General features: G+C 43.5%; 24 protein-coding genes and 2 tRNA genes. 10 read left to right on the forward strand and 16 right to left on the reverse strand.

Translation table 11 applies throughout. The features are described 5' to 3' along the window. Positions 1-163 precede the first annotated feature (163 nt). Together ACXAC1_RS01740 and ACXAC1_RS01745 are read left to right on the forward strand one after the other, a co-directional pair. Entirely contained in the window at positions 164-1,063 is a 900-nt protein-coding gene (locus ACXAC1_RS01740) for a helix-turn-helix domain-containing protein (RefSeq protein ID WP_475058082.1), read from the forward strand. Between the two features lie 124 nt (positions 1,064-1,187). After that, on the forward strand, positions 1,188-2,411 hold the full coding sequence (locus ACXAC1_RS01745; RefSeq protein ID WP_475058084.1) for an MFS transporter: 1,224 nt from the start codon (positions 1,188-1,190) through the stop codon (positions 2,409-2,411). Between the two features lie 102 nt (positions 2,412-2,513). On the opposite strand, the gene ACXAC1_RS01750 is transcribed toward ACXAC1_RS01745, so the two are convergent. Both ACXAC1_RS01750 and ACXAC1_RS01755 read right to left on the reverse strand, forming a co-directional pair. Then, positions 2,514-2,598, reverse strand: a tRNA-Leu gene (locus tag ACXAC1_RS01750). Between the two features lie 142 nt (positions 2,599-2,740). Continuing rightward, positions 2,741-2,825: transfer RNA gene (locus ACXAC1_RS01755), tRNA-Leu, on the reverse strand. A 180-nt stretch (positions 2,826-3,005) separates the two neighbouring features. Here ACXAC1_RS01755 and ACXAC1_RS01760 point away from each other — a divergent pair. Then, positions 3,006-3,884: a carboxylate/amino acid/amine transporter gene (locus ACXAC1_RS01760; protein ID WP_475058087.1), complete on the forward strand. Its 879-nt coding sequence runs from the start codon at positions 3,006-3,008 to the stop codon at positions 3,882-3,884. A gap of 79 nt (positions 3,885-3,963) precedes the next feature. Here the strand turns inward: ACXAC1_RS01760 and folE are convergent, their stop codons facing one another. Together folE and folM are read right to left on the reverse strand one after the other, a co-directional pair. Next, entirely contained in the window at positions 3,964-4,647 is a 684-nt protein-coding gene (folE, locus tag ACXAC1_RS01765) for a GTP cyclohydrolase I FolE (protein ID WP_475058090.1), read from the reverse strand. Between the two features lie 55 nt (positions 4,648-4,702). After that, positions 4,703-5,455, reverse strand: coding sequence for a dihydromonapterin reductase (folM, locus tag ACXAC1_RS01770; protein ID WP_475058092.1), 753 nt, complete (start codon positions 5,453-5,455; stop codon positions 4,703-4,705). 115 nt (positions 5,456-5,570) lie between these two features. Between folM and ACXAC1_RS01775 the strand changes: the two genes are divergently transcribed. Continuing rightward, positions 5,571-6,467: a dienelactone hydrolase family protein gene (locus ACXAC1_RS01775; protein WP_475058095.1), complete on the forward strand. Its 897-nt coding sequence runs from the start codon at positions 5,571-5,573 to the stop codon at positions 6,465-6,467. A 48-nt stretch (positions 6,468-6,515) separates the two neighbouring features. Here ACXAC1_RS01775 and ACXAC1_RS01780 read toward each other — a convergent pair whose 3' ends face one another. The 8 genes from ACXAC1_RS01780 to ACXAC1_RS01815 form a co-directional block, all read right to left on the reverse strand. Next, positions 6,516-7,589 carry an MJ1255/VC2487 family glycosyltransferase gene (locus ACXAC1_RS01780; RefSeq protein WP_475058098.1) on the reverse strand — a complete coding sequence of 358 codons (1,074 nt, stop codon included), beginning with the start codon at positions 7,587-7,589 and terminating at the stop codon, positions 6,516-6,518. Further along, the gene (locus ACXAC1_RS01785) at positions 7,586-8,101 is read right to left on the reverse strand and encodes a phosphatase PAP2 family protein (protein ID WP_475058101.1); all 516 of its coding nucleotides are present in this window, start codon (positions 8,099-8,101) and stop codon (positions 7,586-7,588) included. Before ACXAC1_RS01785 ends, ACXAC1_RS01780 begins: the two co-directional genes overlap by 4 nt. A gap of 144 nt (positions 8,102-8,245) precedes the next feature. Further along, complete coding sequence (locus tag ACXAC1_RS01790; RefSeq protein WP_475058104.1) at positions 8,246-8,812, reverse strand: hypothetical protein; 567 nt, start codon at positions 8,810-8,812, stop codon at positions 8,246-8,248. Positions 8,813-8,877: 65 nt separating this feature from the next. Next, positions 8,878-9,837 carry a phospholipase A gene (locus ACXAC1_RS01795; protein WP_475058107.1) on the reverse strand — a complete coding sequence of 320 codons (960 nt, stop codon included), beginning with the start codon at positions 9,835-9,837 and terminating at the stop codon, positions 8,878-8,880. A 37-nt stretch (positions 9,838-9,874) separates the two neighbouring features. Then, positions 9,875-10,222 carry a 5-carboxymethyl-2-hydroxymuconate Delta-isomerase gene (locus ACXAC1_RS01800; RefSeq protein WP_475058110.1) on the reverse strand — a complete coding sequence of 116 codons (348 nt, stop codon included), beginning with the start codon at positions 10,220-10,222 and terminating at the stop codon, positions 9,875-9,877. 34 nt (positions 10,223-10,256) lie between these two features. Continuing rightward, positions 10,257-11,207 carry a 2-hydroxyacid dehydrogenase gene (locus ACXAC1_RS01805; protein ID WP_475058113.1) on the reverse strand — a complete coding sequence of 317 codons (951 nt, stop codon included), beginning with the start codon at positions 11,205-11,207 and terminating at the stop codon, positions 10,257-10,259. 45 nt (positions 11,208-11,252) lie between these two features. Continuing rightward, on the reverse strand, positions 11,253-13,658 hold the full coding sequence (locus ACXAC1_RS01810) for an EAL domain-containing protein (protein WP_475058116.1): 2,406 nt from the start codon (positions 13,656-13,658) through the stop codon (positions 11,253-11,255). Positions 13,659-13,875: 217 nt separating this feature from the next. Further along, positions 13,876-15,099, reverse strand: a complete 1,224-nt coding sequence (locus ACXAC1_RS01815; protein WP_475058119.1) for an MFS transporter — start codon at positions 15,097-15,099, stop codon at positions 13,876-13,878. A gap of 97 nt (positions 15,100-15,196) precedes the next feature. Here ACXAC1_RS01815 and ACXAC1_RS01820 point away from each other — a divergent pair, with 97 nt between their 5' ends. Both ACXAC1_RS01820 and ACXAC1_RS01825 read left to right on the forward strand, forming a co-directional pair. Further along, the gene (locus ACXAC1_RS01820; RefSeq protein WP_475063763.1) at positions 15,197-16,081 is read left to right on the forward strand and encodes a LysR family transcriptional regulator; all 885 of its coding nucleotides are present in this window, start codon (positions 15,197-15,199) and stop codon (positions 16,079-16,081) included. Positions 16,082-16,258: 177 nt separating this feature from the next. Next, entirely contained in the window at positions 16,259-18,166 is a 1,908-nt protein-coding gene (locus ACXAC1_RS01825) for a methyl-accepting chemotaxis protein (RefSeq protein WP_475058122.1), read from the forward strand. Between the two features lie 52 nt (positions 18,167-18,218). On the opposite strand, the gene ACXAC1_RS01830 is transcribed toward ACXAC1_RS01825, so the two are convergent. Further along, positions 18,219-18,797 carry an NnrU family protein gene (locus ACXAC1_RS01830; protein ID WP_475058124.1) on the reverse strand — a complete coding sequence of 193 codons (579 nt, stop codon included), beginning with the start codon at positions 18,795-18,797 and terminating at the stop codon, positions 18,219-18,221. Between the two features lie 301 nt (positions 18,798-19,098). On the opposite strand from ACXAC1_RS01830, the gene ACXAC1_RS01835 reads away from it, so the two are divergent. The 4 genes from ACXAC1_RS01835 to ACXAC1_RS01850 all read left to right on the forward strand — a co-directional run bounded on the left by ACXAC1_RS01835 (position 19,099) and on the right by ACXAC1_RS01850 (position 24,421). Continuing rightward, entirely contained in the window at positions 19,099-20,658 is a 1,560-nt protein-coding gene (locus ACXAC1_RS01835; RefSeq protein WP_475058127.1) for a glucan biosynthesis protein G, read from the forward strand. A gap of 11 nt (positions 20,659-20,669) precedes the next feature. After that, entirely contained in the window at positions 20,670-22,799 is a 2,130-nt protein-coding gene (gene mdoH, locus ACXAC1_RS01840) for a glucans biosynthesis glucosyltransferase MdoH (RefSeq protein ID WP_475058130.1), read from the forward strand. A gap of 226 nt (positions 22,800-23,025) precedes the next feature. Then, a complete protein-coding gene (locus ACXAC1_RS01845) occupies positions 23,026-23,622 on the forward strand; it encodes an OmpW/AlkL family protein (RefSeq protein WP_475058132.1) in 597 nt (198 codons plus the stop codon). A 229-nt stretch (positions 23,623-23,851) separates the two neighbouring features. Further along, complete coding sequence (locus ACXAC1_RS01850; RefSeq protein WP_475058135.1) at positions 23,852-24,421, forward strand: porin family protein; 570 nt, start codon at positions 23,852-23,854, stop codon at positions 24,419-24,421. A gap of 48 nt (positions 24,422-24,469) precedes the next feature. Here the strand turns inward: ACXAC1_RS01850 and ACXAC1_RS01855 are convergent, their stop codons facing one another. From ACXAC1_RS01855 to ACXAC1_RS01865, 3 genes are read right to left on the reverse strand one after another with little or no spacing between them, the layout of a single operon-like run. Next, a complete protein-coding gene (locus tag ACXAC1_RS01855) occupies positions 24,470-25,681 on the reverse strand; it encodes an MFS transporter (RefSeq protein ID WP_475058137.1) in 1,212 nt (403 codons plus the stop codon). Between the two features lie 8 nt (positions 25,682-25,689). Then, on the reverse strand, positions 25,690-26,154 hold the full coding sequence (locus ACXAC1_RS01860; protein WP_475058140.1) for a plastocyanin/azurin family copper-binding protein: 465 nt from the start codon (positions 26,152-26,154) through the stop codon (positions 25,690-25,692). Then, positions 26,120-26,953 (reverse strand): ABC transporter ATP-binding protein, encoded by an 834-nt coding sequence (locus tag ACXAC1_RS01865; RefSeq protein WP_475058142.1) that lies wholly within the window; start codon positions 26,951-26,953, stop codon positions 26,120-26,122. Before ACXAC1_RS01865 ends, ACXAC1_RS01860 begins: the two co-directional genes overlap by 35 nt. Between the last annotated feature and the right edge of the window lies 1 nt (position 26,954).

Here is a 26,954-nt window from a genome sequence, read left to right on the forward strand (position 1 = left end):
ACAATGCTTTTCAATGTAGACCTATGAATGACAACTTACTTGCCTGAGAGTCTAAAAAACTTGACTATCAGTCCATATAAGTTGACCGTCCACTATAATTTGGGTTAATCATATTCCAGCGTTTTGAAAACACCGCTACCTAACAACAATTAAAGAGGTGTGTATGTCTCATCCGATTACAAGCTTAACGATAGATCGACAACCGACTGAGCTTGTCGAGAATAGAGTTTGTTTTGCAGGACCTCATTCTGAGCTAAGTATTTATGATACCTATGAGCAAGCCAATAAAGTCAGCTTAAAATCAGACGCACTACTCTATTGTGGCATGGTGACAGGCGCAAAGGTCATGCACACTCGCCATGAGCAGAATATTGCATTTCTGCCTCACGAATCTTTTATCCTTGCCCCAAAAGAAGAAGTCTTTATTGACTTTCCTGAGGCGCAAATAGACCGTCCTACGACCTGCTTAACCGTCGAAATCTCCCAAGAGCGCATTGCTCAGATTTGTGATCGCATGAACGATATAAACAATGTTGACGGTTTGTCGCCTATTGATCCAAATAAGCCATTACACACCTTACACACCCAAGGAACACAGCAAGTTCTGGACCGATTAGTCAGTGACTTTGTCCAAAATGATCCCGATCGAGATTTATTGGTAGATTTTGGGGTAAGTGAATTAGTCACACGAATTTTGCGCCACCATGGCAGAGAAGCTTTCCTACAATTTACTAAGACTATGCCAGACGCAAATGGACTAACTAATGCATTGAGCTTTATCGAAGCAAACCTTACACACCCGCTGGACATTGATTATTTAAGTAAATTAGCTTGCATGAGCCGTAGTCGCTTTTATCAAGCTTTTAAACGCCACCTCGGCTGCACGCCAAATGAATACCAACATCAACGCCGCATGAATATGGCGCTAAGCTACTTGAAACAGCGACGTTCTGTTACCGAAGTTAGCATAGAGCTTGGCTACCAAAGCCTAAGTCACTTTAGTCGTCGCTTCCATCAGCATTTTGGTCTTTCGCCAAGACAAGTCCAAAATCAACTTAACTGAACCTCTACACTTCACAAGAAATGAAAAAAGCATAACGAGAGCATTCATTCCCAGAATGTTCTCTGGCATTGCCCAAAGTAGTTGATATGATTCACTATCTCTCATCTTCTTGCCAAAGGTTGCCATGTCGTCTATCCCCTCTTCACTACTGAAACAAAAGAACTTTGTCCATTTTTGGATAGGTCAAATTGCATCTTCTTTTGCATTCCAAATGTTAAGTGTGGGTATTGGCTGGCAAATATACGATCTAACCGATAGTGCTATGGCGCTTGGACTCGTTGGTCTTTTTCAGTTTCTGCCGCAATTACTCTTAACACTAGTAGTTGGGCATGTGGCTGATCGCTATAACCGACGCATTATTTGTATTTGCACACGTTTAACCATGGCATCAACCGTCGGTGTGCTCGCGTATGGGAATTTAACCGAGACTATTTCAGCACAAATGATTTATAGCTGCGCTGTTATGATGGGAACAGCGCGGGCTTTTGAAATGCCGGCCGGCCAAGCTATTTTACCAAACTTAATTCCCTCTGCACTGCTATCAAGAGCCGTTAGCGCTATCGCCTCTGCTCGCGAAATTTCAGTCATCGCTGGCCCCGCTCTTGGGGGTGTCATTTACTTGCTTGGAGCTCCCACACTTTATTTGACCAGCATGGTTTGCTTTCTCGTCTCCTGCTGCATCTTATTTTTCTTACACTACAACTATGTGGCAAAAGCTAAGCAACCGGTTGATTTGCATCATTTATTGGGCGGCCTTCGTTTTATTAAGAACAACAAGCTCATCCTAGGCTCCGTTTCCTTAGATATGTTTGCCGTACTGCTCGGTGGCGCAACAGCCTTGCTGCCTATCGTAGCAAAGGACATTCTACATACTGGCCCATGGGGACTAGGCCTATTACGCTGTGCGCCCGCTGTTGGCGCTTTACTCATGTCAGTTTACTTAGCAAGATATCCATTAACTCATAGTGTGGGTAAAATCATGTATATCGCTGTTGCGACCTTTGGTGCGGCCACTATTTTATTTGGCTTATCAGAGCACTTGATTCTATCAATGATTGCTTTGTTTATCTTAGGGGCATCAGACATGATCAGTGTAGTGGTCCGATCAACCCTAGTACAACTAGAGACACCTGATGATATGCGTGGTCGTGTTAGCGCAGCGAATTCAATTTTCATCGGCAGCTCTAACCAACTAGGCGAATTTGAATCAGGGGCAACAGCAGCGCTGTTTGGTGTTGTTCCTGCGATCGTTTTTGGAGGCTTTGGCACAATCGCAGTGGTAGGTATCTGGATGTATCTCTTCCCCAGCTTATTGCATCGAAATACACTGGAAAACGAAGAGAAATAGCTAAAAAAATTTGTGTGATCGGCTAAATAATAAAAGCTCAGCAACAATAAGTTTTAGGCATAAAAAAAAGCTGACCTATTTCTAGATCAGCTTTTTTAAATTTGGTGCGGAAGGAGAGACTCGAACTCTCACGCCGTGAAGCACTGGAACCTAAATCCAGCGTGTCTACCAATTCCACCACTCCCGCAAGGAATGACGCGTATTATAGATAAGTGCGCCATAAGGTCAAGCGAATACTCTCTAATTTTTCACAAGAGAAATCACTTTAAAATCAAACATATACAGCTAAAACTAAAAAGGCCGATCAGAACGATCGGCCTTTTTAAATTTGGTGCGGAAGGAGAGACTCGAACTCTCACGCCGTGAAGCACTGGAACCTAAATCCAGCGTGTCTACCAATTCCACCACTCCCGCAAGCAGTGGTGCGTATTATATGGAAAGGCCCAACAAGGTCAAGAGAATTATTAAAAGTTTTCAAACAAAGTAAGAAAGAGAACAACATGTAAACTCTAGTAAACCTCAACCAACAAAGATAGTTTACTAAATACTCCACGCTATCTATACTCGCGCAAGCTATTTAAGGAGCTTACAAAGATGTGGATTTTACTGGTAATGACAGGGCTTTGGGCCTTTTCTTTTAGCCTGATAGGAGTGTATTTGGCAGGTCAAGTTGATCCTTGGTTCTCTGTCTTAATGCGAGTGACGTTAGCAATGCTGATCTTCCTTCCTTTTATAAAGTTTCGCCAAACGCCACGACCACTGGCAATAAAGTTAATGCTGATTGGTGCCTGCCAGCTCGGCATCATGTACGGATTTTATTATCAGTCTTTTCTTCATCTGTCAGTGCCAGAAGTATTACTATTCACTGTCATGACTCCAATATACATAGCGTTGATCAATGATATTTTGGAAAAGCGCTTTCATCTTGGCTACATCGTCAGCGCCATCATTGCTGTTTTAGGCGCTGTTGGCATTCGCTATCAAGGAATAGATGAAGGCTTTATTCAAGGATTTCTGCTCGTTCAAGGTGCTAACCTTAGCTTTGGTTTAGGCCAAGTCTGCTATAAGCGATTAATGGTAAACCAAGCCTCCGAACTGCCTCAACTAACGTTATTTGGCTGGTTTTTTATTGGCGCTTTTTTAGTAGTACTGCCTTGCTTTGCATTATTGGGCAATGTAGAGAAGCTACCTACCACCACTTTACAATGGGGTATTCTTATATACCTAGGGGTTATCGCATCGGGTATCGGTTACTTTGCTTGGAACAAAGGCGCTACATTGGTAAATGTGGGTGCATTAGCCGTCGCTAACAACCTCTTGATCCCAGCTGGGATATTAGTGAACGTACTATTCTGGAACCGTGATGCTGACATCATTCGCTTGGCATTTGGTGGCGGAATTATTGTTTTTGCCCTGTATCTCAATGAGTGGTTTGTTAAGCAAAAAGATCGCGCTCAATTAGCAGTTAGCTAGCCCCCTTCTCCTATGCATAAAATACAAAGGGGACACTAGATCCCCTTTGAAATACTGACTCAAACATGTTCAAGCCATTTTATTTGGCTAAAAACTCACTACGTGTTTTATCACTTCGCTTAAACAGACCGCCTAGTGCAGTAGTTTGGGTCGATGAACTCGCATCCATAACACCACGAGCTTTAACACAATAATGTGTCGCATCGATACTCACCGCAACGTTATCGGTTTCTAACAACGTTTGCAGCGTAACAAGTACCTGCTGAGTTAGTCGCTCTTGCACCTGAGGTCGTTGGCCGAAAAAGCGCACGATACGATTTATTTTAGAAAGGCCAATAATTTTGTTTTTTGGTAGATACGCAACTTTTGCCAACCCATCAATCGTCACAAAATGATGTTCACAGGTGCTAGTGAAAGAGATATCGCTCACCTTCACCATCTCATCGACCTTCATTTTATTCTCTATGACTGTGATCTTAGGAAACTGGCTGTAATCCAAGCCTGAAAAAATCTCTTTCACATACATCTTAGCGATACGATGAGGTGTTTCACATAAACTGTCGTCGGTTAAGTCCAAACCCAGTGTATAAACAACATCTTCAAATGCTGACTTAATTCTCTGGTACTTTTCTTCAGTAGTTAAGCCATTATCAATCATAGGCGTTTCTAGGCCATGCTTGATCAAAGCATCACGAACTTTAGAAGCCTCTGCTGAAAGTGCAAAAGGGCTAATGTTGCTGGTTTCTGCCATTGCAGTAGTCATATTGATACCTGTCTCTCTAATTCGTCTAACATGTGCTCAGTGCGCCAAGCTTAGATTAAGCCAAATGACGACCGCCGTCTAAAGCCAAAGTACGCCCAGTCATGTAACGACTATTTAAGAGGTATTGTACCGCTGCAACCCCCTCCTGTTCACCTGGTTCTAGGCATAATAGCGATTTTTTTAATGCTTTCTGCTGATATTCCTTATTGTCATCTGCTTGAAACATCAATAAAGAAGGCGCGATAGCATTCACCTTTACCTTTGGCGCCAGCTGGCGAGAGAAGGATAAACTTAAATTGGCGAGGCCTGCTTTACTCGATGCGTACGCAATATGCTTATCACTGCCTTTTTCCGCAACAAAATCTGTTAAGTGAATGATGTCAGTTGCTTCACCTAAGCTCTCAGCGGCATGAAGAAGCAAAGTTTGTAGCGACATATTTATATGGTAAGGCGCTGCAACATGAACCTGCCACATTCTCTCCATTAATGCGTACAGATCTGATTCTTCCGCTTCAGATGCCCAATCAGAAGCATTGTGAATGATACTTCTAAGGCCTGTGTATTCCGATTGGATTTGTGTAATGAGATCATCAAGCTGTCGCTTCGAGGTAAAATCTGCCTGGATGCAATGCACTCCAAGGGAATTTAGCTCTTCCACCTCATTTGAATGGGTGCGATAGCTCATTACAACTTGTTCACCTTGAGCAACAAGGTGCTGAATAATCGCAAGACCCAAGCGCCTCCCTCCACCCGTTACCAAGTGAGGAAGTCGAATATTTGAAGCATCACAATCCGCTCTACTGATCATTTACTAAGCTCTCTCATCCATTATGAGTAAACATACGTAAAGAAACTTAGTCCGGTTTAATACAATAGTCTAAATTTCATACTACCTTTTCTGCACAGAAGCTGATGGAGCACACATGAAAAATCGTTCAGATTTACCTTCTATTCCCCAAGCCGCATTTGACTGGTATGACGAATACGCCCACGGCGATATTGACCGTAGAACCTTTATTCGTCGACTATCGACTTTAGGGGTTGCAGGGCTAACCGTTTCGGCCGTGTCATCGGCATTGTTGCCGAACTACGCCATGGCGGAACAAGTCTCTTTCAATGACCCAGATATAACTGCTAGGTACATTGAGATAGACGCCCCTAGTGGCCATGGAAAAGCAGGTGGATATTTGGTCACACCGAATAAAGTAACCAAAGACAATCCAGCTCCTGCAGTGTTGGTTGTGCATGAGAACCGAGGGTTAAACCCATATATAGAGGATGTCGCTCGTCGACTAGCGAAAGCTGGATTCGTTGCCTTTGCGCCGGATGCTCTCTTCCCTCTCGGCGGCTATCCTGGGAATGATGATGAAGGGCGAGCAATGCAGAAAACCTTAGACAGAGAGAAAATCCTAGGGGACTTCACTGATGCTGCCACGTACTTAAAATCTCAACCTATAACTACTGATAAATTGGGGGTTGTCGGTTTCTGTTTTGGTGGGTACGTGTCTAATCAATTAGCAGCCTCTTGGCCAGAAATGATTAACGCTGCAGCTCCGTTTTACGGCACACCGCCTACGGCAAACCTGCAAAGCATCAAGGGTCCGCTACTATTACATTTCGCGGAGTTGGACCAACGTGTGAATGCGACTTGGCCGGATTACGAAAATGCCCTAAAGACCTTAGGTGCTCAGTATGAAGCCCACATGTACGAACGAGTTAATCATGGCTTCCACAATGACTCTACCGCTCGTTATGATGAAAAAAGCGCTGAGTTAGCTTGGCAACGAACGCTAGACTTTTTCAATCTTCATTTGAGCTAAAATGCAATTCATGTGACCCTGGGCTACTTGCTCAGGGTTACATGATTCTCAAGAAGCTTTCATAAACGGTTTCGATTTATCAAACGACACACCGTTTGCAGGCGTCACGGATTGCCATAGAGATTGGCTCAGTTCCTCGATTGGGGTCGTTGCTCCATTCGCTACCCACTCCGCGATTCCCTTTGCAACATTCGGAAATGTTACGCGAACCACTTTGGCGTCATCCAGCCAACCGCTGATAACTTGAGACGACAATTCATAGGTTGCTTTGGCAAAGCCTAAATGCTCAAGAGCCACCACATTAGAGAGCTGCTCTACCTGACCATGCAAAGGTTTCACCATGATTCGACGCCCCATGTGCAGCGCTTCAGAATTCAATTCGAAGCCAGCATTACAGAGCACAGATTGGCACTCATGCAAATTCTTTTGAAAACCCTCCCTACTAAAAGGGAATACTTCAACATTACCGTATTTTCCCGGCTCGATATCTTTACAGTGCATTCGAAAAGTATAATTAGGGACCCCTTCGAGCCACTCCATCACATCTTCAGAATTCTCAAACGGCAAATACACCAACACTTGATCATCCATAGCACCAGATTGGCTGTCTGCGTGCTGAATAATTGGCGGTAAGATTGGCTGATCGAAATGGTGCCAGTGTACCCCCAGTCCACGAGAAACAGGCGCAAACCAACTCATAATCCAAGTGCCAATCGCATCACCTGTGTACTTCGGTATGTCGTAGTGAAAAGCGTACTGATGCCCTACTCCAATGCACGGCTTTCCTTGTCGCTTTGCGGCCCAAGCCGTAATTGGCTCAAAGTCCGTTAACACTAAATCATACGAAGACAAATCAAGCGAATATATGTCTTTCAATAAACGCATTAACTGCGCATTACGATACGTAGCAAGAAAACTGACTTTGCCATTTTTCGCGACAAACGATAGTCCCGGGAAGGTTCGATAATTTCCAAAGCATGCCATATCGAAGTAATCTTTTTGATCTCGCCCAGAGAAGATAAAATCAACCTCAATCCCCAAACGAGTAAGCTCCTCACTCATTGCTCTGGCTCTCGTAATATGGCCATTTCCCGTTCCCTGAACACCGTAAAGAACCTTCATGCAAACACCTCAAACGCTAACATGGCACAAGACGTTCCCAGTAACGCCCCCATCGCAGTGTCAGTTGGAAAATGCACCCCTAAAAAGATACGAGACATGCCAACCATTACCGACCAACTGTAAAAACTGACGTAAAACTCAGGGAACCACTCACTTAGACAGTAGGCCATGAAAAAGGCCCCCGATGTATGACCTGAAGGAAAAGAAAACTGATCGGATGGACGAATGAAGCTGGTAAAATCATCCAGTATGTCTGCTGGGCGGTTACGCTTGAAGCTACGTTTCAAAACAAGATACAGGAGCCGTTCAAAAGCAAAGCCTACCGCTATGATAAGCGTCCAAGTCGGATAGCCAAGAGCCCAAAATGACAACCCTAACAACACGTATAAAGGACCATCGGCTGAAATCGAAACAATTCGGCTTACCCTAGTGAGTAGCTGACGTCGTTTGCGGGCCATCAACCAGTAAAAAGTCGTTACGTCCATGTTATGAATGCTATTCAGTATGTTCATACCTTTTCCACCTATACATGTCTTCTATAGTTTCAAATTAGACCGTTTAGGTGTCACTTTCATGGCAGGGTCATGATGCTTTTATGACAACAAAAAAGCGCCTAAAAAGGCGCTTTCTCTGGATCTTGGCAGGCCAAGAATGGATTACATTTTGTTCGCTTCTTTGAATTTAGCCATCAGCTCAACAGGCTTTTTCTTCTTGTTTTCGCCGTTCAATGCGTAAACAACCGTTTCACCATTTGGGCCAGCAGCGATATCGGTGTAACGAAGTGGCACCTCTCCAACGAGACGTGCGTTGTTCATCTCTTCAAGTGACTGGAATACGTAAATACGCCCTTCCATGCGCATTTCACCATAGAAATCTTCCGCACCGCTAAGGTCGCCGTCGAACATATCGATGCTCGCAATGCCGCTTGTCTTTTTCTTGTCTTCGTTGGTCAAACCAAATACCAACGTCTCACCTTTTGGGCCTTCGCCAATGCGCACTTTACGGTAAGATGTTTCACCAATTGCAAGAAAGTCTTCATACGTTGCACGATCATCGAATAAGTAAATTCGACCTTCATCATGAACTTCGTACAAGTCTTGGTTATTTAAAGACACTTCTGTTGCAGCCATATCTGAACCAGACTGTGTATTTGTGCCAGCACAAGCAGTAAGCAGCAAAGAGGAAGCAATTAAACCAACAAAAGGTAGTGAGCGTTTAGCCATGAGATATTCTCCTTAATGTAATTACCCATAACTTAACAATTCAATATTGCAAAAATATTGCACTCCTAAAGCCAGTTGGTCAGCATAAAGCCAATCCCGAATGAGCGGGTGTAGTTATCGTAGTCTAGTAACGATTGACCATACCCCTCAAAGTATTGGGCATACCCTCGTACTTTCCCCCACATAGGGAAACTCACACCTAAGCGCACCGCACCTCGGTTAGTGGAGAAGTCTAGGTTATTTCTGAGTTGTAAATCGTAGGTCACATCATTAACAACGTGAACAAACGTCAATTCACCATGACCTAAATACTTTTCGATATCCGGGTTATCATCATCAGCCTTAGACTCAGGTATACGATACCAAGGCTTGAACGATACAACTGTGTTGTCATGCTCAAATACAAAATCCGCGAAAACACGATTCCAAGAACGTGAAAGCGGCTCTCCACGACCATTAGACTGATGATTAACACCAAAGTTTATATGGGTCAGTTTTGTGCCAAAAAACGTAAAATCTGTTTCCTTGGTGATGAAAGCTTCAGGCTCGTAACTCGTATCACGAAAAGGCGCCGAGATTTTGCTGTTATATGCCTGCCAATAGGATTCTTGTGTGTAGGCAAACCATAACTTGGAATCATCCCCTAATACCCCTTTGGCAACAGGGAACTTCATACTGACTTGGAATTTAAACTCTGTATCCTGAAGGGTGTCATTGGGATTGGCACTGTTGTACAAATCTCGATTACCAGACTTTTGAGCATAATAAACAGGCAGAAAGTAATTAGGTCGATGGGGCGTCAATACAAATGGGTCATTAGCTGTTCTTTCTTCTCGCTGCACTCGCTGCTCGACCATACCATTCGCTTTGCGAGCACGTTCCGCAATCGGTTCAGGCGTCTCTGGCTCCATCGTCGTCTCAGCAGTACTGTCTGTTGGCACTAGTTGTGACACAACCTCTTGAGCCCAAGCTCCAGAAGCAACACCTACTCCTAAAAGCAACCAATTCATTTGTCGCCACACCATTACTTACTCCTAGATTAGAACGCTTGCACTCTATATGCTAAGCAGGAATGACTTTCTTCAGATAGCTCTCGCCATCCATTTCTATGATCTCAACAGAAAGACTAACCTGTTTCACTGAAAAACGGCTTAAAGCATCTAGGACAGACTGTGAAAGTTCCGATTTTTGATGCTGGCTTCTTCCGGGTAGCATTCTTATAGATACATGTACGAAGGCATCTTGAACTCCCCCAGTAATGAAGTGTTTGCAGGCAAAGGCTCTCAGTTTTATATCAGCCGGATGAAATAAATCAGACTCAATACAGGCTTTTTGAACTGACTCCATCCAGTCCAATGGTGGTACTTCTTGTTCTAAATTCTGACTGTATTCAATAATACAATGTGGCATGGAGACTTCCCGTTTTTAACTTTGTTATGAAGTGTCAATATCCTAACTGTAAATCAACCGTTGCAGGTAACATATTCAGATGTCGATAATTGCGGACATTCTGCGCCACGATGGAAACCGCGCTTTCAACGGTTGTCGGTGCCGATATGTGTGGCAAAACAGTAATATTTGGATGAGTCCAAAAAGCATGAGAACGCGGTAAAGGCTCATATTGAAATACATCCAATACAGCATGATGAATACGTCCTACGTTTAGCTCGTACAATAGCGCATCTTCGTCGATTATCTTGCCGCGAGCGAAGTTAATTAGCTGGGCACCGGGCTTAAGCTTAGCAAGGTTCTCATACCCTAGAAGCCCTTCTGTTTCAGATGTTTGCGGTAAGAGACAGACCAAGATATCGCTCTGCGACAGTAAATCGTCAAGCCCATCTTGCCCATTTAAACACTCGACACCAGCAATATCTTTTGCACTTCGACTCCAACCTATGACAGAAAAGCCAAAGTTTTTCAGTATCTTGGCCGATGCCTGCCCTAACTCTCCAAGCCCTAACACACCGACTTTTCTTTCAGAAGCCGACACATAAGGTAAAGGATCCCAAACAGCTTTTGCTTGTTGCATGCGATAGTCTGGCATATTGCGATGTAAATAAAGAGACCAAGCTAAAACTGCTTCACTCATGGTTCGACTGAGCTCAGGATCGATCAAACGCACAATACTATAATTGGGGGCTGTCATATTTCCTTGGAGTAATTTTTCCACTCCTGCCCAAACGCTATGAACCCATACCAAATTCGGTAACTCGTTTAAATCTTCTGGGTTAGGATTCGCAATGATCGCTATATCAGCATTACTTTTCTCTTGTTCTGTTAATTGACCAAGTGGAAGAACCTTTTCGTCGAAGAGCGTCATTGAAAAAGCATGGAGCCATTCGCTTTCTTCATCCTTATTTAAGCTGCTTACAAAGGGGATCGGGGACAGAGGCACGACTACTCCAAAAGAAACTTTTGCACATTAAATGAATTTGACGAGCTAAATCGTCTCAGATTCCATGTGCGTTTGGCAATAAATTTGAAAGTCAGTAGCACAGACTGGGCGACCAAAGTAATAACCTTGGTAGTTGAAACACCCCATTAATTGTAATTGTTGGAAGTGTTCCAGCGTTTCAACACCTTCAGCCAAAACATTCAGAGACAATGCATTTGCCATGGCTATGATTGCTAAAACGATCGCATAATCATCTTTATCACTGATTAAGTCTCTTACAAAGGACTGATCAATTTTCAGCCTATCTATAGGCAAATCTTTTAAGTACTTGAGCGAAGAGTAGCCTGTACCAAAATCATCGACTGATAAGCTAATCCCTAAATCACGCAACCTTTCCATTTTAGCAAGTGCGCTACCCAAATCTGACATAAGAGTGGTTTCAGTAATTTCAATATCAACAAGCTCAGCAGGTAAGCCACTATATTCGAGAGCAGAAATCACATCATTTACTAAATTAGCATGGGCGAACTGCATCGGGCTGACGTTAATTGATATTCTCCAATCATCACGCCAAATACCCTGCTTTCGCCATTCAGCCACTTGCAACGTGGATTTAAGGAATACAAGCTTTCCTATTTCATGGATTAAACCAATTTCTTCGGCGACTGGAATGAATTCCATCGGTGAAATAAAGCCGTTCTCCTGATCTTGCCAGCGTAATAAGACTTCAGCACCGATAATATTTCCTTTGTCATTAGTTTGGGGCTGGTAATAGAGTTGAAATTCGTCTTTTTTGAGTGCGCGGTGCAGTGATTTTTCCATGTGTAAACGAGCATCAGATATAGACTGCATATCTGCTTTAAAAAAAGCATAAGTGTTTCGGCCTTGCTCTTTTGCCTTGTATAGGGCGGTGTCAGCCTGGCGCAAAATAGTAGCCGTAGACTCTTCAGCCCCATCAAAAAATGAAATGCCCATACTGGCTGTCACATGGAGATCATGACCATCTACATGCTTAGGTTGCGCACACTCTTGCAATACTATTTCAATAAAACTGTTTAACGAGGCATTATTTTCATCCATTTCGCCACGAACATTACCCCATAAGAAAACAAACTCATCCCCTCCTACTCGAGCGAAAGTTGTATTAGGCGGGACTAAAGGCATCAGGCTTTCAACAACTTCAACCAGCAGTTGATCTCCTATATTATGACCCAAAGCGTCATTAATAGTTTTAAAACGATCCAGGTCGAGAATAATCAAAGCACCGTAGCCATCTGGTTTCATATCGTCCATGGCTTTCTGAAGATGATCAATCATCAAAGCTCGATTCGGGAGGCGTGTTAAAGAGTCATAGAAAGATAAGCGATTTATACGCTTCTGCGCTTCCTTTCTTTCAGATAAATCACGCATCAAAAGCACGATTTCAACTTCACCTTGAACTTCATACTTACTGATTCTAATTTCGATTGGAATAAGGTTGTTATTGTTTGAAAGAGTAGTTTCTGCCGTCATCGTTTGATCTATTGGTAAATCACGTAATGACGCATCTAAAGAATACCAGAAGTTGCCAGACTTAATCTCTGTCAGCGCTAAAGATACGATTTGATTTGACTGCATATTGAACAGGTGCTCAGCAGCCTCATTCACCATTTGAACTCGGAGAGCTTGATCTAATACTACAATACCGTCCGCAGCATGACTGATCATCGCCTTCGAATGTTGATGACTTCGCTCTAGGGCATCAAGCGCATTTGTTAAACGCAACCAAAGGGTATTGAATGTTGTTTTCAGGCGCCCTAATTCATCATTGCTGTGCATAGTATCAAAGCTATTAGGGACTGAAACTCCATTGCTCTCATCAACCCTAGCTATAGACCAAGTTAACTGCTTCACAGGCCTTGTCACCAGTACATAGAACAGCCACGACAAAATTAAGGCAAGCAACACATCTTTGATTAGGTTTTGTACAAACAACTGACTGTTAAAAGAGATAATTTGCTCAATAAGATACCTTCGGTCCAGTTCTAGATGAATTCTTCCTAGAGGCACTTCGATGCTACTAAAGTTTAATTGTCGGTCTACTGATAATTGCTCTTTAAGCAAAAAATTAGCCACTTCATTCGAAAAAGAAGAGATATGACTTAGAGCACTGGCTTCCGCAAAAACCTGATCATTCTCATCATAAACGGTAGCTTTTTGTATTGCAGGGTTATAAAGCAAACTTTCAACTTGTTGCTGAGCAAATGTTACATCCAAACGAAATAATGCTTGAGACAAAGGTCTCTCTACTATGGTCAGGGTATCATTGAACTCTTTTTGAATGCGCAAAGGCTCTTGCTGAATAGTGCGATAGGCTTGAAAGAAACTTAGGACGAGACTAAGAACAACCGCAAATGCTAATGTCGCCAGCGACTGTTTTATGTAAAGCGATCGATTTAATGCGGATATCATTCTTACCCTACAACTTCAGCCTGATAGACAATGAAAGCGTCCCAACGATACAAACTAACCCCTCACTAGTGAATGACTATACAGGGTTCATTCTCATATGCAAACTGCCACTCTAGTGATTTACCTCATCATTAGAGCATGTATGAGAAAGCGATCGAAAGAATGATATAAAATAATAATTCATTATCCAAATCAATAAGATAACCCTTAATTAGAGTTATCTTTGATAAGCTTCTTTTTTACCCTTAGCAACTACTAGATGCTCGCCTTGGTGATACCGGTTAAGAAACCATGTAACCACCAACACCCCCGCTAAAATAAGTAGTGATCCCATAACAACCGCTTGCCATTTTCCGTAGTTCCAATAAGGATCCAGGTAAAAGCCCCCTAAGCTTGCCCCCAAATAATAAAAGACAAGATACAAAGAAGACGCACTTGCCTTCGCTTGCTTGGCATTTTTGCTGACATAACTGCTTGTCGTAGAGTGGCACAAAAAGAAGCCAAAGCAGTTTACAAACAAGCCAATAATAATAGCTATCAGAGAAGGGTAAAGCGTCACTAAAGAACCCAGCATGATGGTTCCTGTCCCAATCATCATGATTTTAGGTTGGGACAAATAACCGGCTAGTTTACCTGAAAAAGCGGATCCTACCGTGCCACTCAAATAGGTCAAAAACAATAAGCTTACGTATTTAGCAGATAAGCTATATGGGGCATCTTCGAGCACAAATGTTATGTAACTAAATTGGTTGATAAAAATGAAGAAGTTAAAACCGCCAATTAAATAGCACATTACTAATACAGGGTTACGCATATGTAGAGCAACATGGGTCACTAATGTGCGAACCAAAAAAGGCTTAGCCTGAAAATATTGAGATTTAGGTAGCAATAACCAGAACAATAGAAAACAAACAAGGCTTACGACCGCCATCGTTGTAAACGCCGCAGAAGGTCCTTGCCACTCCCCAACAAAACCGCCAATCAAACGACCGCCTATTCCACCAAGGCTATTGCCACTAATGTAAAAACCTACAGCAAGCGCCATGGCATGAGGTGTATATTCGTCTCCAAGATATGCTACGGCAATAGCAGGCAAACCTGCTAAGAAAAAGCCTTGTATGGCACGCAGCAATAACAGAGTGCTGTAATCGCTAACAAGGCTAAGAGCAAATGTCGTCAAGGTCACGCCGAAAAGTGTCAATACCATAATTTTCTTACGGCCAAGCGCATCGGATAAAGGACCATAAAAAAGCAATGAAAGACCAAGTGTTAGGGTGGTAATCGTAAAACTGCTTGCAGCTTGAAGCTCGCTGATCTCATAGGTCTGAGCAATCATTGGCAACAGTGGCTGAGTGACATAGACGTTGGCAAACACCATAAAAGAGCCAATTATCAGCGCCAACGTACCTCGCCAAAATGCCCAACCATTCGATTCAATCAATGCCTTTACCCTGTGTGAAATTACTTTAAAAGCACTATACGCTGACGCCATTCATCAATAAAATATATATAAATTATCATTTGGATCAAAAATTTTGATTGAAATAAAGCCGCTACGCTACTTTTTAAAGGTTGCTGATACACTCAGCTTTACCAGAGCCTCTGAGCAATTATTCGTGGCTCAGCCGGCTATCAGTATGGCCATTAAAAAACTTGAGCGTGACTTCGGCGTGACCCTTTTTCATAGGCGAGACAGGAAGATAAGTTTAACTGATGAAGGACGGGTGCTTTTCGAGCATGCAAAGAAGCTGATTCAGCAGGCAGACCAGACCCAACTGGCCATGGAAGAACTGAGCGGCCTCAAAACAGGAGAGGTTCGGGTGGGTATCCCAAGCATGCTTGGCTCTTACTATTTTCCCCCTATCCTGATGGCCTTTCGACATCGCTACCCTAACTTGACCCTTCAAGTGATTGAGGGAGGCACATGGAAGCTTCAACAAATGTTAGAGAATGGCGAGATCGACCTTAGCGTCATTGTTGCGGAGGCTCCAAATGAGTCGCTGGAAACTCGGGCACTTCTCAAAGAGCAAATGTTAGTCACCTTGAACCATGACCACCCTTTCGTAGAGCAGCAAAGCATTTCACCCGAGCTCTTTTTTCAAGAAGAACTGGTGATGTTTAAAGAGGGTTATTTTCACCGACGTGTCATTGACCGACTGGCAAGCCAACAAGGCATCAAACCAAACATTGGCTTTGAAACCAATTTGATACCTCTTATCAAATCAATTGTGAAACAAGGCTTCGGTATCACAACGCTACTAGGCATGGTGATCGAAGATAACGATGGACTTGTAACGCGACCGTTTTCAGATGAAATTTGGTTAGACATCAATATTGCTTGGCGTAAAGACGGCTATTTATCTAAAGCTAATCGAACATTTCTTGAATTCTTGCTAAAGGAGAACCAGCATAACCAAGAATAAGTCAGTGCTGCTGTTTAGCGCAGGGATTGAATTGATAACTGACAACAACATATCGATGCATCTATAAAAAAGACACAATCTCTAATGTAAACTTATGTACCTTTTACTACAATCGACCTCGGCACCTATGTTTACCGGAACGTAAGGTAGATCCAATCGCACTTTAAGGATGAAATAATGAGCTTCTCCCTCCAAAGCAAAATTACACTGCAAAGTATTCTTGCTATTCTGATCGTCTCAATTTCTGTTGGCTGGTTGGCATACAGTGAATTTAGCGCAACAAACCAAGACAGCATTCAGTCAGAATCAGCTTCTCAAGCATCTGCTATCAATATTTATTTAACTAACTGGTATTCCGATCGAGAGTCCACCATGGCTGCTGTGAAGAAACATTTAGAAAAGTCTCTATCAAACAACAATGAAAACGAAGCAGAGATACTATCTATCCTTCAGCAGGCGCAAGCAAGTCTAGGCTTTGGGATGACTTTTCTAGGTTTGGAAAACGGTAATATGTATCGTCACGACCCAAGCTTAAACAGTGCTGGCTACGACCCAAGGGTACGGTCTTGGTACAAAGATGCCAAACAACATAAGCAAGCTTATGTAACTGCACCTTATGTATCAGCATCTACAAAAAAGCTTTCTATGACATTTGTTGAGCCTATTTATGTCAAAGGTGAATTCATCGGAGCCATTGGAGGTTTAGTCTTCTTAGATGATTTACTGGACCGAATCCTGGAACTTAAAGTATTAGGTGAAGGAGAACTGATTTTACTTAGCAGTTCGGGTGATATTATTGCTCACCAGAACAAAAATCTGATTCAGAAAAAGCTGACCGAACAAGACTATCAGCTGACTCAAAATGATATAAATCAATCGAAAAATAGACCGTTGTTTAAAGAAATAAAGGTCAACAGCATGTCGAAATTTGCGTATCTGCAAGAGCTTAGTGAAGCAAATTGGACCCTTGTTTTGGTCATGGATAGAAACATCTTAATGGCCCCCATTCACAAATTTACAACGTCCGCTGTGATTTTTACTGTGATACTACTTTTCGTCTTATCGCTATTTATTTTCAAACTGTCACAATGGCTTTTGAAAGACTTAAGAACAGTCACTTCTCGCCTACACGATATCGCACATGGCGAAGGCGATTTAACCGCACGCATCTCGGTCAACAGCCAAGACGAAGTAGCAGCCCTAGTAACAGCTTTTAACCAGTTTGTTGAACGCCTGCAAAAGACCATCAACAATATTAAGTCCATTGAAAATAAAATTGCCCAACAAACAGACTCTATTAATAGAACTTCTGATCACAGTCACAGTCGACTTGTAGCACAACAAGACAGCATCACTATGGTGGCAACAGCGGTTCATGAAATGGCTCAAGCGACTCAAGAGATCGCAGACAATGCACTCGAAACTGCCCACAATGCTGACAATGCAGTGTCATCCAGTGAATCAGGGCAGGCGCAAATTGACACTAGCCAGAAAAGTATTCAAAAGCTAGCTCAGGAAGTTGGTGCGGTTTCAGAAGTTATTCAGCGTGTTAGCCAAGACGCTGAAAATATTAACTCCATTCTCAATACGATTTCTGATATTGCGGAGCAAACCAATCTATTGGCCCTGAATGCAGCAATTGAAGCGGCTCGCGCTGGCGAACAAGGCCGAGGCTTTGCCGTCGTTGCAGATGAAGTTCGAGTGTTGAGCCAGAGAACCTATAGCTCGATTGAAGAAATTCAAAAAATGATTGAGAACCTACAGAGCAGCAGCGGGCATGCTGTAACCCAGATCCATAAAAGCCATGAGCAAGCCGAGAAAAGTGTGACGGACATTCATGCAGCTCGAATGAGTTTTGATGAAATCAAACTTCTCATTACCAGCATCAGTGATAGAGCCACTCAAATTGCAAGCGCGACAGAAGAACAAACCAGCGTAACAAAAGGAATTAGCCAGAACACAACGGAAGTTGATGAGGGGGCTCGCGAGATGGTGACGTTCGCGCAACAAAATGCTGAAACGGCCAACCAGTTAGCTAACTTAACGAAAGAGTTAAACGAAAATATCCATTACTTTAAAAGCTAATATGCTGCGCAGGTCGAAGCAGGGTTGTTGAAAACAACCCTGCTTTCATCCTTTAGGCAAACGGTGCCACACCAATCAGCCATGCATGTAAGTGGAAAGCAACAATATAGTAAGCGATTAGGCTAAGCACCACGGCAAGCAGGTCAAACTTAAAATCAGGCGCTTGATAAACCACCTCCTCACTTCTGATACGGCGCTTAGAAATCACGAAATTTGTGACCGCCCACGCCAGGAAGCTACCAAATAAGACCACATCAGCGGTAGTACCATTGCTAATCAAGTGCGCAAAAGCCCATAGCTTAACGCCCACGACCATTGGTACGCCGATTCGAGACTTCGTTTTACTGTATGGCATGGCTGCTACAATCATGTAGAAAAATGCAACCAACACCAGTAACGCTGCAACATGGCGAGTCCATACAGGAGGAAACCAAAGCCACTCAGCACTGTATCGTGCGTAGCCGTACCCCATAATCGTGGTCAGTAAGCCTATTAACGCCACTGCCGCATGCATAAGCTTCCAATTTTTACTGCCCAGTTGCTCAATCATAAATTGACGCCACTCAGGTGCAAACAAGCGTATTGAATGAATGCCAATGAACAGAACTAACCCTACGAGCAACAACGCCATCTTTCTCTCCAAATCAAGCTAAAAGAACCTCTAATACATCCAACAAACAGGGTGCAGAACAGCAACATTGAGTGCATAATCCGCCATGTTTGATGTCATATTTCCTATATTATTCAAGCGATTATACAGTCTTTACATTTTATGGATGCGACTATCTCACATTTCGTTTTCTTTGCAATTTCCCGACACCAAAATCACATTATCCAGCCAATTTATCATTATGATTAATGACTATGGTCAGATGAGTGGCTCTTACCAAAATCCCTAGAAATTTATTTTAATAAGCGAATAACGAACTTATATGCTGAAATTTTCAACGTTAACATTACCTGTGATCGCGAGCTTAGCATTATCGAATGCATCTTGGGCAGAAGAAAGCTTGCCAAGCACTAATGAAAACAAGGAACAGACCTCAAACTTAGCGTCATCAGAGCAAGCTGGCTACAGCTTCTCTCGTCAAACCGTTATCGATTTAGCGAAAGCGCTTGCCGCAGAGCCGATGAAAGCGCCTCAGAAAGCAGCGCCGGAATTAATTAACTTGGACGCCGATACCTATCGCCAAATTAATTTTCAGCAAAACCAAGCCGTCTGGGGAGAAGCTCCAACACAGTTCTCTATTCAACTATTCGCGCCGGGGTTTCTATATCAAGATCTAGTCGAAATTGATGCGGTTGAAAGCGGACGTGCTTATCCCATCAAAGCCACGAGCGACTCCTTTGTCACTCCAAATGAAAACATAGGTAAGCTGATTGCGGAACTGGGCAAATTCGCAGGATTACGTTTGCACTACCCCATCAACACCGATGATAAGAAGGATGAATTTATTGTCTTTCAAGGTGCCAGTTACTTTCGCGCCATTTCCAAAGGCCAAAAGTATGGCGTTTCAGCCAGAGGGCTCGCGGTTGATGTCGCACAGCCCAAAGGGGAAGAATTCCCTATGTTCCGCCACTTTTGGATAGAGCGACCTTCAAGCTCACAGCAGGCGATTGTTGTGCACGCTTTGCTTGACAGTGAAAGTGTTACCGGCGCTTATCGATTTGGTATCTTCCCCGGATCACCAACACGAATCGAAGTGGAATCCACACTGTTCCCGAGAAAGGATTTAGCACATGTTGGTTTAGCACCTTTAACATCTATGTACCTGTTTAATAATACGATGGACGATTCCCCATCAGCTGACCACCGTGCAGCAGTACACAATTCAGAAGGTCTACAGATTCAAACAGGACAAGGGGAAATGCTATGGCGCCCATTGACTAACCCAGACAACCTACAGATTAGTGCGTTTATGGATGAATCACCACAAGGGTTTGGCTTGATTCAGCGCCAGCGCCAATTTAGTGCCTATCAAGATTTAGAAGCCCTTTATCAGCGCCGTCCCTCTATCTGGGTGAAACCAATGAATGACTGGGGCAAAGGCCATATTGAGCTGGTTGAAATTCCTTCTCAGTCTGAAAGTAACGACAATATCGTTGCTTACTGGCAACCAGAAGCGCCCCTTAAAAAAGGTCAACCTTTTGAATATTCATACCGCCTGACACTCACTAATGACACGCCAGTATTATCGGGACAACCGCACATTGTTCGCAGTGCGGTAAACAAGTCTTCATCTGAGCCCCAATTGGTAATTGATTATGAAGATTTGAGCGTATCAACGCTTGAGAGCCTTCAAGTAGATGCCAGCATCAGTCAAGGCAAAATTGTTGACACTAAATTGGTTGCAAACCCTTATCAGCAAGGTGTTCGAGCTTTTGTCACCTTTGACCCAGCAGAAGCCGACACGGCTGAGATTAGACTACAGCTAAAACAAGACAATAAACCACTCGCGGAAACATGGTTATATCGATGGACGGGAGAATGATGGATCATAAAATGAAACACTCAACAGGTTATGCTTTACCCAAAGACGCGGTACTCGAAATGCCAAGGCATGGGGTCAACGAGCAGAGAAAGGACTCAAAAAAGCAGCAACAGCGCTTTTTTTTCACAACCATACTATCTAGATTATTAGTACTATTTTCTACCGTGGGACTCTCTGCTTACGGCGCGAAGGAGATGTATGAGGTACTGAGCACCAACCACATTACTTGGTTGCAGTGGTTGTTTCTTGGGCTTTTCTGTATCAACTTCACTTGGATATCGTTCGCTTTTAGTCAAGCGACTCTCGGCTTGCTATTCAAGTTGTCACCCTTTCGCAAAAAGCGCTTGGAAGCTGAACCCGACGGCGTTACCGCAATATTGTTGCCAGTTTACAATGAAGATCCTATGCGGATTCGAGCTAGCATTGAAGCCATGCAGGAAGACCTATTGGAGAATGCGCCAGGTAAGTTTGCCTTTTTCATTCTGAGCGATACCAATAGAGCCGAAAATAGTATTCGCGAAAAACAAGCCTTTCATCCGATTCTCAATAATGATCAGACTGGTTGCCCTATTTACTATCGTCGCCGCTTTAATAATGCCGAGCGAAAAGCGGGGAATGTTTCAGACTGGGTAACCCGTTTTGGCGCTGAATATGAGTGCATGATTGTACTTGATGCGGATAGCTTGATGAGTGCAGAGTGCTTAATGTCTATGGCTCGTCGTATGGCGGCAGAACCTACCTTAGGCTTAATCCAAACACTTCCAACGATTATACGTGCCGATACGCTCTACAGCCGAATTCAGCAATTCGCCAATCAATGTTTTGGACCAATTTATGCCGCAGGATTAACAACTTGGCACGGTAACGCTTCGAATTTCTGGGGCCATAACGCCATTATCCGAACTCGCGCCTTCGCTGAAGCTTGTGGTTTACCCATCCTTCCTGGTAAAGCACCATTTGGCGGACATGTCATGAGTCACGACTTTATAGAAGCCGCACTCTTGCGCCGGGCTGGATGGGGCGTTCGCTTTGATACCGATTTACAGGCCTCATATGAAGAGGCGCCGCCATCACTTATTGACGTCATGGTTCGCGACCGTCGTTGGTGTCAGGGTAACTTGCAGCACAAAGCATTTGTTCCAGCTAAAGGCCTACACTTCGTCTCTCGAATGCACTTGATGACGGGCATATTCTCCTACTTCAGTGCTGTTTTTTGGTTTGCACTGATTGCCGTCGGTTTTGCTCTTGCGGTGCAAGCCTACTTTGTCAGACCTGAGTATTTTAACAATTTATCGCTTTTCCCAACCTGGCCGGTATTTGACTTTGAAAAGGCACGCTCGTTATTCATTGTCTCCATGGCGTTAGTATTAGCCCCTAAGTTTTATGGCTGGGTTAATGCGATGCTACATTGGCGTGTTTGCCGTCAGTTTGGCGGGCCGATTATGCTGACCATAGATACACTGCTGGAAGTGCTCATTTCGGCCCTTTACGCACCTATTTTGATGTTCTCACAATTTTTAGTTGTAGTAGACGTATTGAAAGGTCGAGACAGTGGCTGGAAGCCGCAGTCCCGAGATGACGGTGCGAACCGCTGGCCTGAGGCAGCACGTGCGCACATTTACCATACATTGTTTGGTATGTTACTTGCGGCCAGCGCCTACTTTTTGAGCCCACAACTATTTTATTGGTCGCTACCTATTTCATTTGGATTGATTTTCTCAATTCCCCTTTCTTGGTTAAGTGGTGGCTCTAAACGAGGTAACTTGCTCGCTAGATTGGGGCTGTTGAAAGGTCCAGAGGAACGTAGGCCAAGCAAAATCGTAAGCTTGTTAGAGCAACATATTTCGAGACTCGAGCATCACGCAAGCAGCTCTAATACTCTAAAAGACTATGTCGATAACAGAGAGTTTTACTATTGGCACCTTGCTCAACTCCCTGAGCTTGAAAACAAACAGTTTGATAGACATAAGGTATGCGCTGCATGGCAAATCGAACACAGTGACTCTATTGATGCACTTTATGAACATATCAATGAAAAAGAGCTACTATCTATTCTCAAGCATCGATCTTTATTTTTGCGCTTACAAAAGTTTTTACCGGCAACATCTGACAAAGCCCATAGTGGTTCTGCACTTGCATAAATACCTGCCAGCCACTGAATGGTGGCTGGCGGTCCCCATTCGCGCATAATTTCTCATTTTTACGCGCAAACCTCTACAGCGATATCCTTTTCATGACATAGATTAATAGAATCCATGAAACCATCGCACGTATCCGTCAAAAACTAACCTAGATCAATTTCTTTTTTTTGTGTAGGCGTATGGTGAGCACATCTTATTTGATTTGCACCCACTAGGAGACATGGATATGAAATCTGTAACTAAATTCGCCTTACTTTCTGCTGCTTTAATCAGTGCACCAGTCATGGCACATGAAGCGGGCGATATGTTTATTCGTGGCGGTTTGGTAAACGTTATGCCAAATGCTGATGATCATACTGGAATTGGTCTTGATGTTGACAGTAACCTTCAAGTAGGTCTAACTGGCACTTATATGTATAGCGACAATATTGGTGTTGAACTCCTAGTTGCGACACCTTTTACTCATGATATTGAAGCTGGTGGCTCAGACATTGGTGAGACGTCTCATTTGCCACCATCTCTGATGGGACAATACTACTTTGGCACTGCAAGCAGTGATGTACGTCCATATCTAGGTGCTGGTTTTAACTACACAGTGTTCTTTGAAGAAAAGCTAGATTCCGGTGCTAAACTAGAATTAGCTGACTCTTTTGGCCTCGCTTTCCAAGCAGGTCTGGATTACAACATTTCCGAAAACTTATTCGTAAACGCATCAATTTGGTACATGGATATCAATACTGACGTTACTATTAATGGTAATGATGTTGGTGATCTAGACATCGACCCAGTTTCTGTAATGGCGAGCATTGGTTACACTTTCTAAACAGCAAAACAATCAACTCTCCCCTTTTAAAAGCCTCAACCTTTGGTTGAGGCTTTATCGTTTCTGTCTGTCAAGAAAACTCAAAAAGTAACGCTTTGTGATAGCTTGTAGCACGTAAACAGAATAAAACGCACAAAAATATTGAAGTTAGCACTACTCGCATTTACTCCCTAATCAATCTGATCAACACTGAATTCGTTCTTACAAATTGGTCACAAGGAGTAATACAATGAAAAAAGTTATGCCAATCATCGCGAGTACCATTGCCCTTTCATCGTTTGCGGGAGTAGCTCACGCAGAAGATTGGAGTACGAACGAAAGCGGCCTATACATTGGTGGTAACTACGGCTATTTAAAAGTTGATAGCGACGATGACTTTGATGACAACAATGATGTATGGCAAGGCCTTATTGGTTATCGTTTTAGTGAGTTCTTTGCTCTGGAAGGTGGCTACACTGACTTCGGTTCTTACGGTGGCAGCTTGGCAAATGCTGAAACGGATGGTTACAGTGCGGCCCTTAAAGGAATACTACCTTTAACCGATTCTATTGAGTTTTTCGCTAAAGCTGGTCAAATTTGGTATGACACAGACTATTCCGTTGGTGGCGTAACAGGAAGTACAGATGATGAAGCACTGTTCGCAGGCGCGGGCTTGAACTTTAAACTGTCTGAGCAGTTACTGCTTAATGCTCAATACACTTGGTACGATGCCGAGCTAAGCGCTGATGACTTAGACGAAGACAGTGACTTTGACACCAACTTTAACCAAGCGAGTGTTGGTGTTGAGTACCGCTTCTAAGCAACCCATCAAGCAATAAAGAGGGCCCTTTACTGGGCTCTCTTTCGTTTACGCAATGTTTTTCACATGACTGTATAAACGGAAGCCTGCAATGAGTCCTACCATAGCGAACCCAATCCAAATCAACTCTCTCGGCAAAGAAGACCAAGACAGCAACATCCCTACCAGTACATTACCTATAAATGCGGCCAAACCACCGACACACGAATACATCCCGTAATAGCTACCCAGCTCAGATCTAGAGCAAAATTTTGGTACGTAGGAGCCTAGTAATGGTAGGACAAGCATTGAGCCAACACTGAACACAGCAGCGTACAGAACAAAGTTCGCACCAGGGAGGAATGTCGTGTTTGGTAAAAACAGCAAATAAGAGCTCCCCATCAGTACAAGCCCCAAGCCCATCGCTTTGGCACTTCCTATGGTCTGGCTCACCAAGCGACTAATAGGTAATTGAAAACATATTCCCAAAATAGATGAGGTCATAAACACCCAAGTAATCACCCTTGAGTCCAATGCTCGCGTTTCGACTTCGTTTGGCAAGGCTAAATACAATTGATGGAAAAATAAGTGGAACGCACAGGCATAAGCGATGAACTTTATAAACGCTGTGTTTTGAAGCATGTCTAACCAGTGCTGCCAAAACGCACCTTCATTGCGACTTCGTTTTTCTTGATCAGCCAATTCAGGTAAAAAGCGCCACTGGATTAAGAACAGGCTGAAAAATAACAGTGCGGCTCCAAAACCCACCCACATAAAGTCTATGGTCACTAACATAATCCCTAATAGAGGTCCAAGAAACATACCTGATTCACTAGTCCAATTTTGCATGGCAAAAATACGATCGCGACGTATTTGATCGGGTGCCTCATGTGCCAAATACGCATTACTAGAGGGGGTAAATAACGCACCAGCAAAGCCAGTTAAAAACGCTCCAAGTAACAGTAATGGGAAGTTCGCAGCGAAGCCCAGCAACCCAAAACCTGCTACTCGAACAAGGCAACCAAGCAAAATAAGCTTTTTATAACCTAAGTAATCGCCTAGAGTTCCCCCCACCAGAAATAAACCTTGCTGACTTAGTACTCGTAAGCCAATCACAATCCCCACGTGCCATGGGCTCAGGCCGAGATTCCGTTGCAGATGATCTGCCAGATATGGCAGTAACATGTAAAAGCCGAGATTGAAGGTGAAGCCATTGATAACAAGGACACGACTGGCCGCAGATAATGCGCGCCAGTCTGCTAAGAAGTGATTAGCGTTCATGCTGTGGGTTATTTAACCTGCTCTAGGATAGCGTCAACACGCTCAGGGTTGAGAGCGATCTTATTGCGAAACGAAGGGTAAAATTGATCAAGAGATTCTTTATTTACCGCCTGCCCCACTTGAATCACACCGACCATCCCCATCATCAAGTGTGGTGGGCAATAGTATAAATTCACGCCTTCTTCAGTGAGCTCTACGGTATACGTCTCATTTAGTTTTGATGACCATGCCTTTTGCTGGTCTGGCGTCAAAGCAGAAGCCGCATGATGACCTGGTTGAGTGGGGAGGAAAGTAACCGTATCACCAACTTCTGCTTGGACGAAATCCGGCTCAAACACCATTGGCCCTTTTTCACCATAGCTTAACATCTGCACTTGCCAGTCTTTAGCAAAGACGGATGAGCAAGCTATTGAGGTCATAGCCGCAAAAAGTAGCGATCTAGTTAACATAAGATGATTCCGGTTTTGCTTCATTTAAAGACTCCTTCATACTGACATAGGCGTGTGCACCACGTCTTTGTGTACGTATGAAAGGCACGCCTAGACTATCTAATTGCACATCCGCTTTAACCCCGTACACATCCTCCACCATAGCAGGTGTTATAACGTCTTTCGGTGCCCCCTGCGCAACCACTTTTCCACCTTTTAGCACCAATAAATTGTCCGCATATTGTGCTGCTAGGTTCAGGTCGTGAAGAATCATTAGGGATACCCAGCCCTTTTGCTTTGTCTGTTGATCTAAGTGATCTAACAGAACTTGCTGAAAATGTAGATCCAAAGCACTCACCGGCTCATCCAGCATTAAAATCTTGGGCTTACGCATTAAGGCCTGGGCGAATAGGATCATCTGACATTGACCACCGCTCAAAGTTCGCACATCACGGTTTGCCAAATGCAACAGACCAATTTGATCTAATGCTTGCAACGCCTCTTCTAACAGCTGATCACCAAGTTTAAGCGACAAAGCATTTAACTGGCCAAGCAGAACGACTTCTAAAACCGTTAAACCTACATCTAAGCGAATGTCTTGTGGCATATAACCAAATTGGGTACGCCAAGTAGATAACGTTGCTTTAGTTAAAGGAGCCCCATCAAAAGACACTTGTCCCTTTTGAGGTTGAATATCGCCAAATAGTGTCTTTAACAAAGTGCTTTTACCGGTGCCATTAGGGCCAATAATGACATGAGTTTTGCTGGCTTCTAATTCGAAGCTCATATTGTCAGCTAACACTAGGTCATCGAACGATAAATCCAGGTTCTCAACTTTTAACATC

The sequence above is a fragment of the Marinomonas sp. AWM4_232 genome (genome assembly GCF_056158325.1).

Bases quoted from the DNA above. Each gene is read 5' to 3' on its own strand.
- ACXAC1_RS01835 (WP_475058127.1), top strand. From the start codon at position 19,099: ATGCTGAAATTTTCAACGTTAACATTACCTGTGATCGCGAGCTTAGCA.
- ACXAC1_RS01865 (WP_475058142.1), bottom strand. From the start codon at position 26,953: ATGTTAAAAGTTGAGAACCTGGATTTATCGTTCGATGACCTAGTGTTA.
- ACXAC1_RS01845 (WP_475058132.1), top strand. From the start codon at position 23,026: ATGAAATCTGTAACTAAATTCGCCTTACTTTCTGCTGCTTTAATCAGT.
- ACXAC1_RS01760 (WP_475058087.1), top strand. From the start codon at position 3,006: ATGTGGATTTTACTGGTAATGACAGGGCTTTGGGCCTTTTCTTTTAGC.
- ACXAC1_RS01785 (WP_475058101.1), bottom strand. From the start codon at position 8,101: ATGAACATACTGAATAGCATTCATAACATGGACGTAACGACTTTTTAC.
- ACXAC1_RS01745 (WP_475058084.1), top strand. From the start codon at position 1,188: ATGTCGTCTATCCCCTCTTCACTACTGAAACAAAAGAACTTTGTCCAT.
- ACXAC1_RS01795 (WP_475058107.1), bottom strand. From the start codon at position 9,837: ATGGTGTGGCGACAAATGAATTGGTTGCTTTTAGGAGTAGGTGTTGCT.
- ACXAC1_RS01810 (WP_475058116.1), bottom strand. From the start codon at position 13,658: ATGATATCCGCATTAAATCGATCGCTTTACATAAAACAGTCGCTGGCG.
- mdoH (WP_475058130.1), top strand. From the start codon at position 20,670: ATGAAACACTCAACAGGTTATGCTTTACCCAAAGACGCGGTACTCGAA.
- ACXAC1_RS01790 (WP_475058104.1), bottom strand. From the start codon at position 8,812: ATGGCTAAACGCTCACTACCTTTTGTTGGTTTAATTGCTTCCTCTTTG.
- ACXAC1_RS01850 (WP_475058135.1), top strand. From the start codon at position 23,852: ATGAAAAAAGTTATGCCAATCATCGCGAGTACCATTGCCCTTTCATCG.
- ACXAC1_RS01775 (WP_475058095.1), top strand. From the start codon at position 5,571: ATGAAAAATCGTTCAGATTTACCTTCTATTCCCCAAGCCGCATTTGAC.
- folE (WP_475058090.1), bottom strand. From the start codon at position 4,647: ATGACTACTGCAATGGCAGAAACCAGCAACATTAGCCCTTTTGCACTT.
- ACXAC1_RS01830 (WP_475058124.1), bottom strand. From the start codon at position 18,797: ATGGCGTTGTTGCTCGTAGGGTTAGTTCTGTTCATTGGCATTCATTCA.
- ACXAC1_RS01800 (WP_475058110.1), bottom strand. From the start codon at position 10,222: ATGCCACATTGTATTATTGAATACAGTCAGAATTTAGAACAAGAAGTA.
- ACXAC1_RS01780 (WP_475058098.1), bottom strand. From the start codon at position 7,589: ATGAAGGTTCTTTACGGTGTTCAGGGAACGGGAAATGGCCATATTACG.
- ACXAC1_RS01825 (WP_475058122.1), top strand. From the start codon at position 16,259: ATGAGCTTCTCCCTCCAAAGCAAAATTACACTGCAAAGTATTCTTGCT.
- ACXAC1_RS01860 (WP_475058140.1), bottom strand. From the start codon at position 26,154: ATGAAGCAAAACCGGAATCATCTTATGTTAACTAGATCGCTACTTTTT.
- folM (WP_475058092.1), bottom strand. From the start codon at position 5,455: ATGATCAGTAGAGCGGATTGTGATGCTTCAAATATTCGACTTCCTCAC.
- ACXAC1_RS01740 (WP_475058082.1), top strand. From the start codon at position 164: ATGTCTCATCCGATTACAAGCTTAACGATAGATCGACAACCGACTGAG.
- ACXAC1_RS01855 (WP_475058137.1), bottom strand. From the start codon at position 25,681: ATGAACGCTAATCACTTCTTAGCAGACTGGCGCGCATTATCTGCGGCC.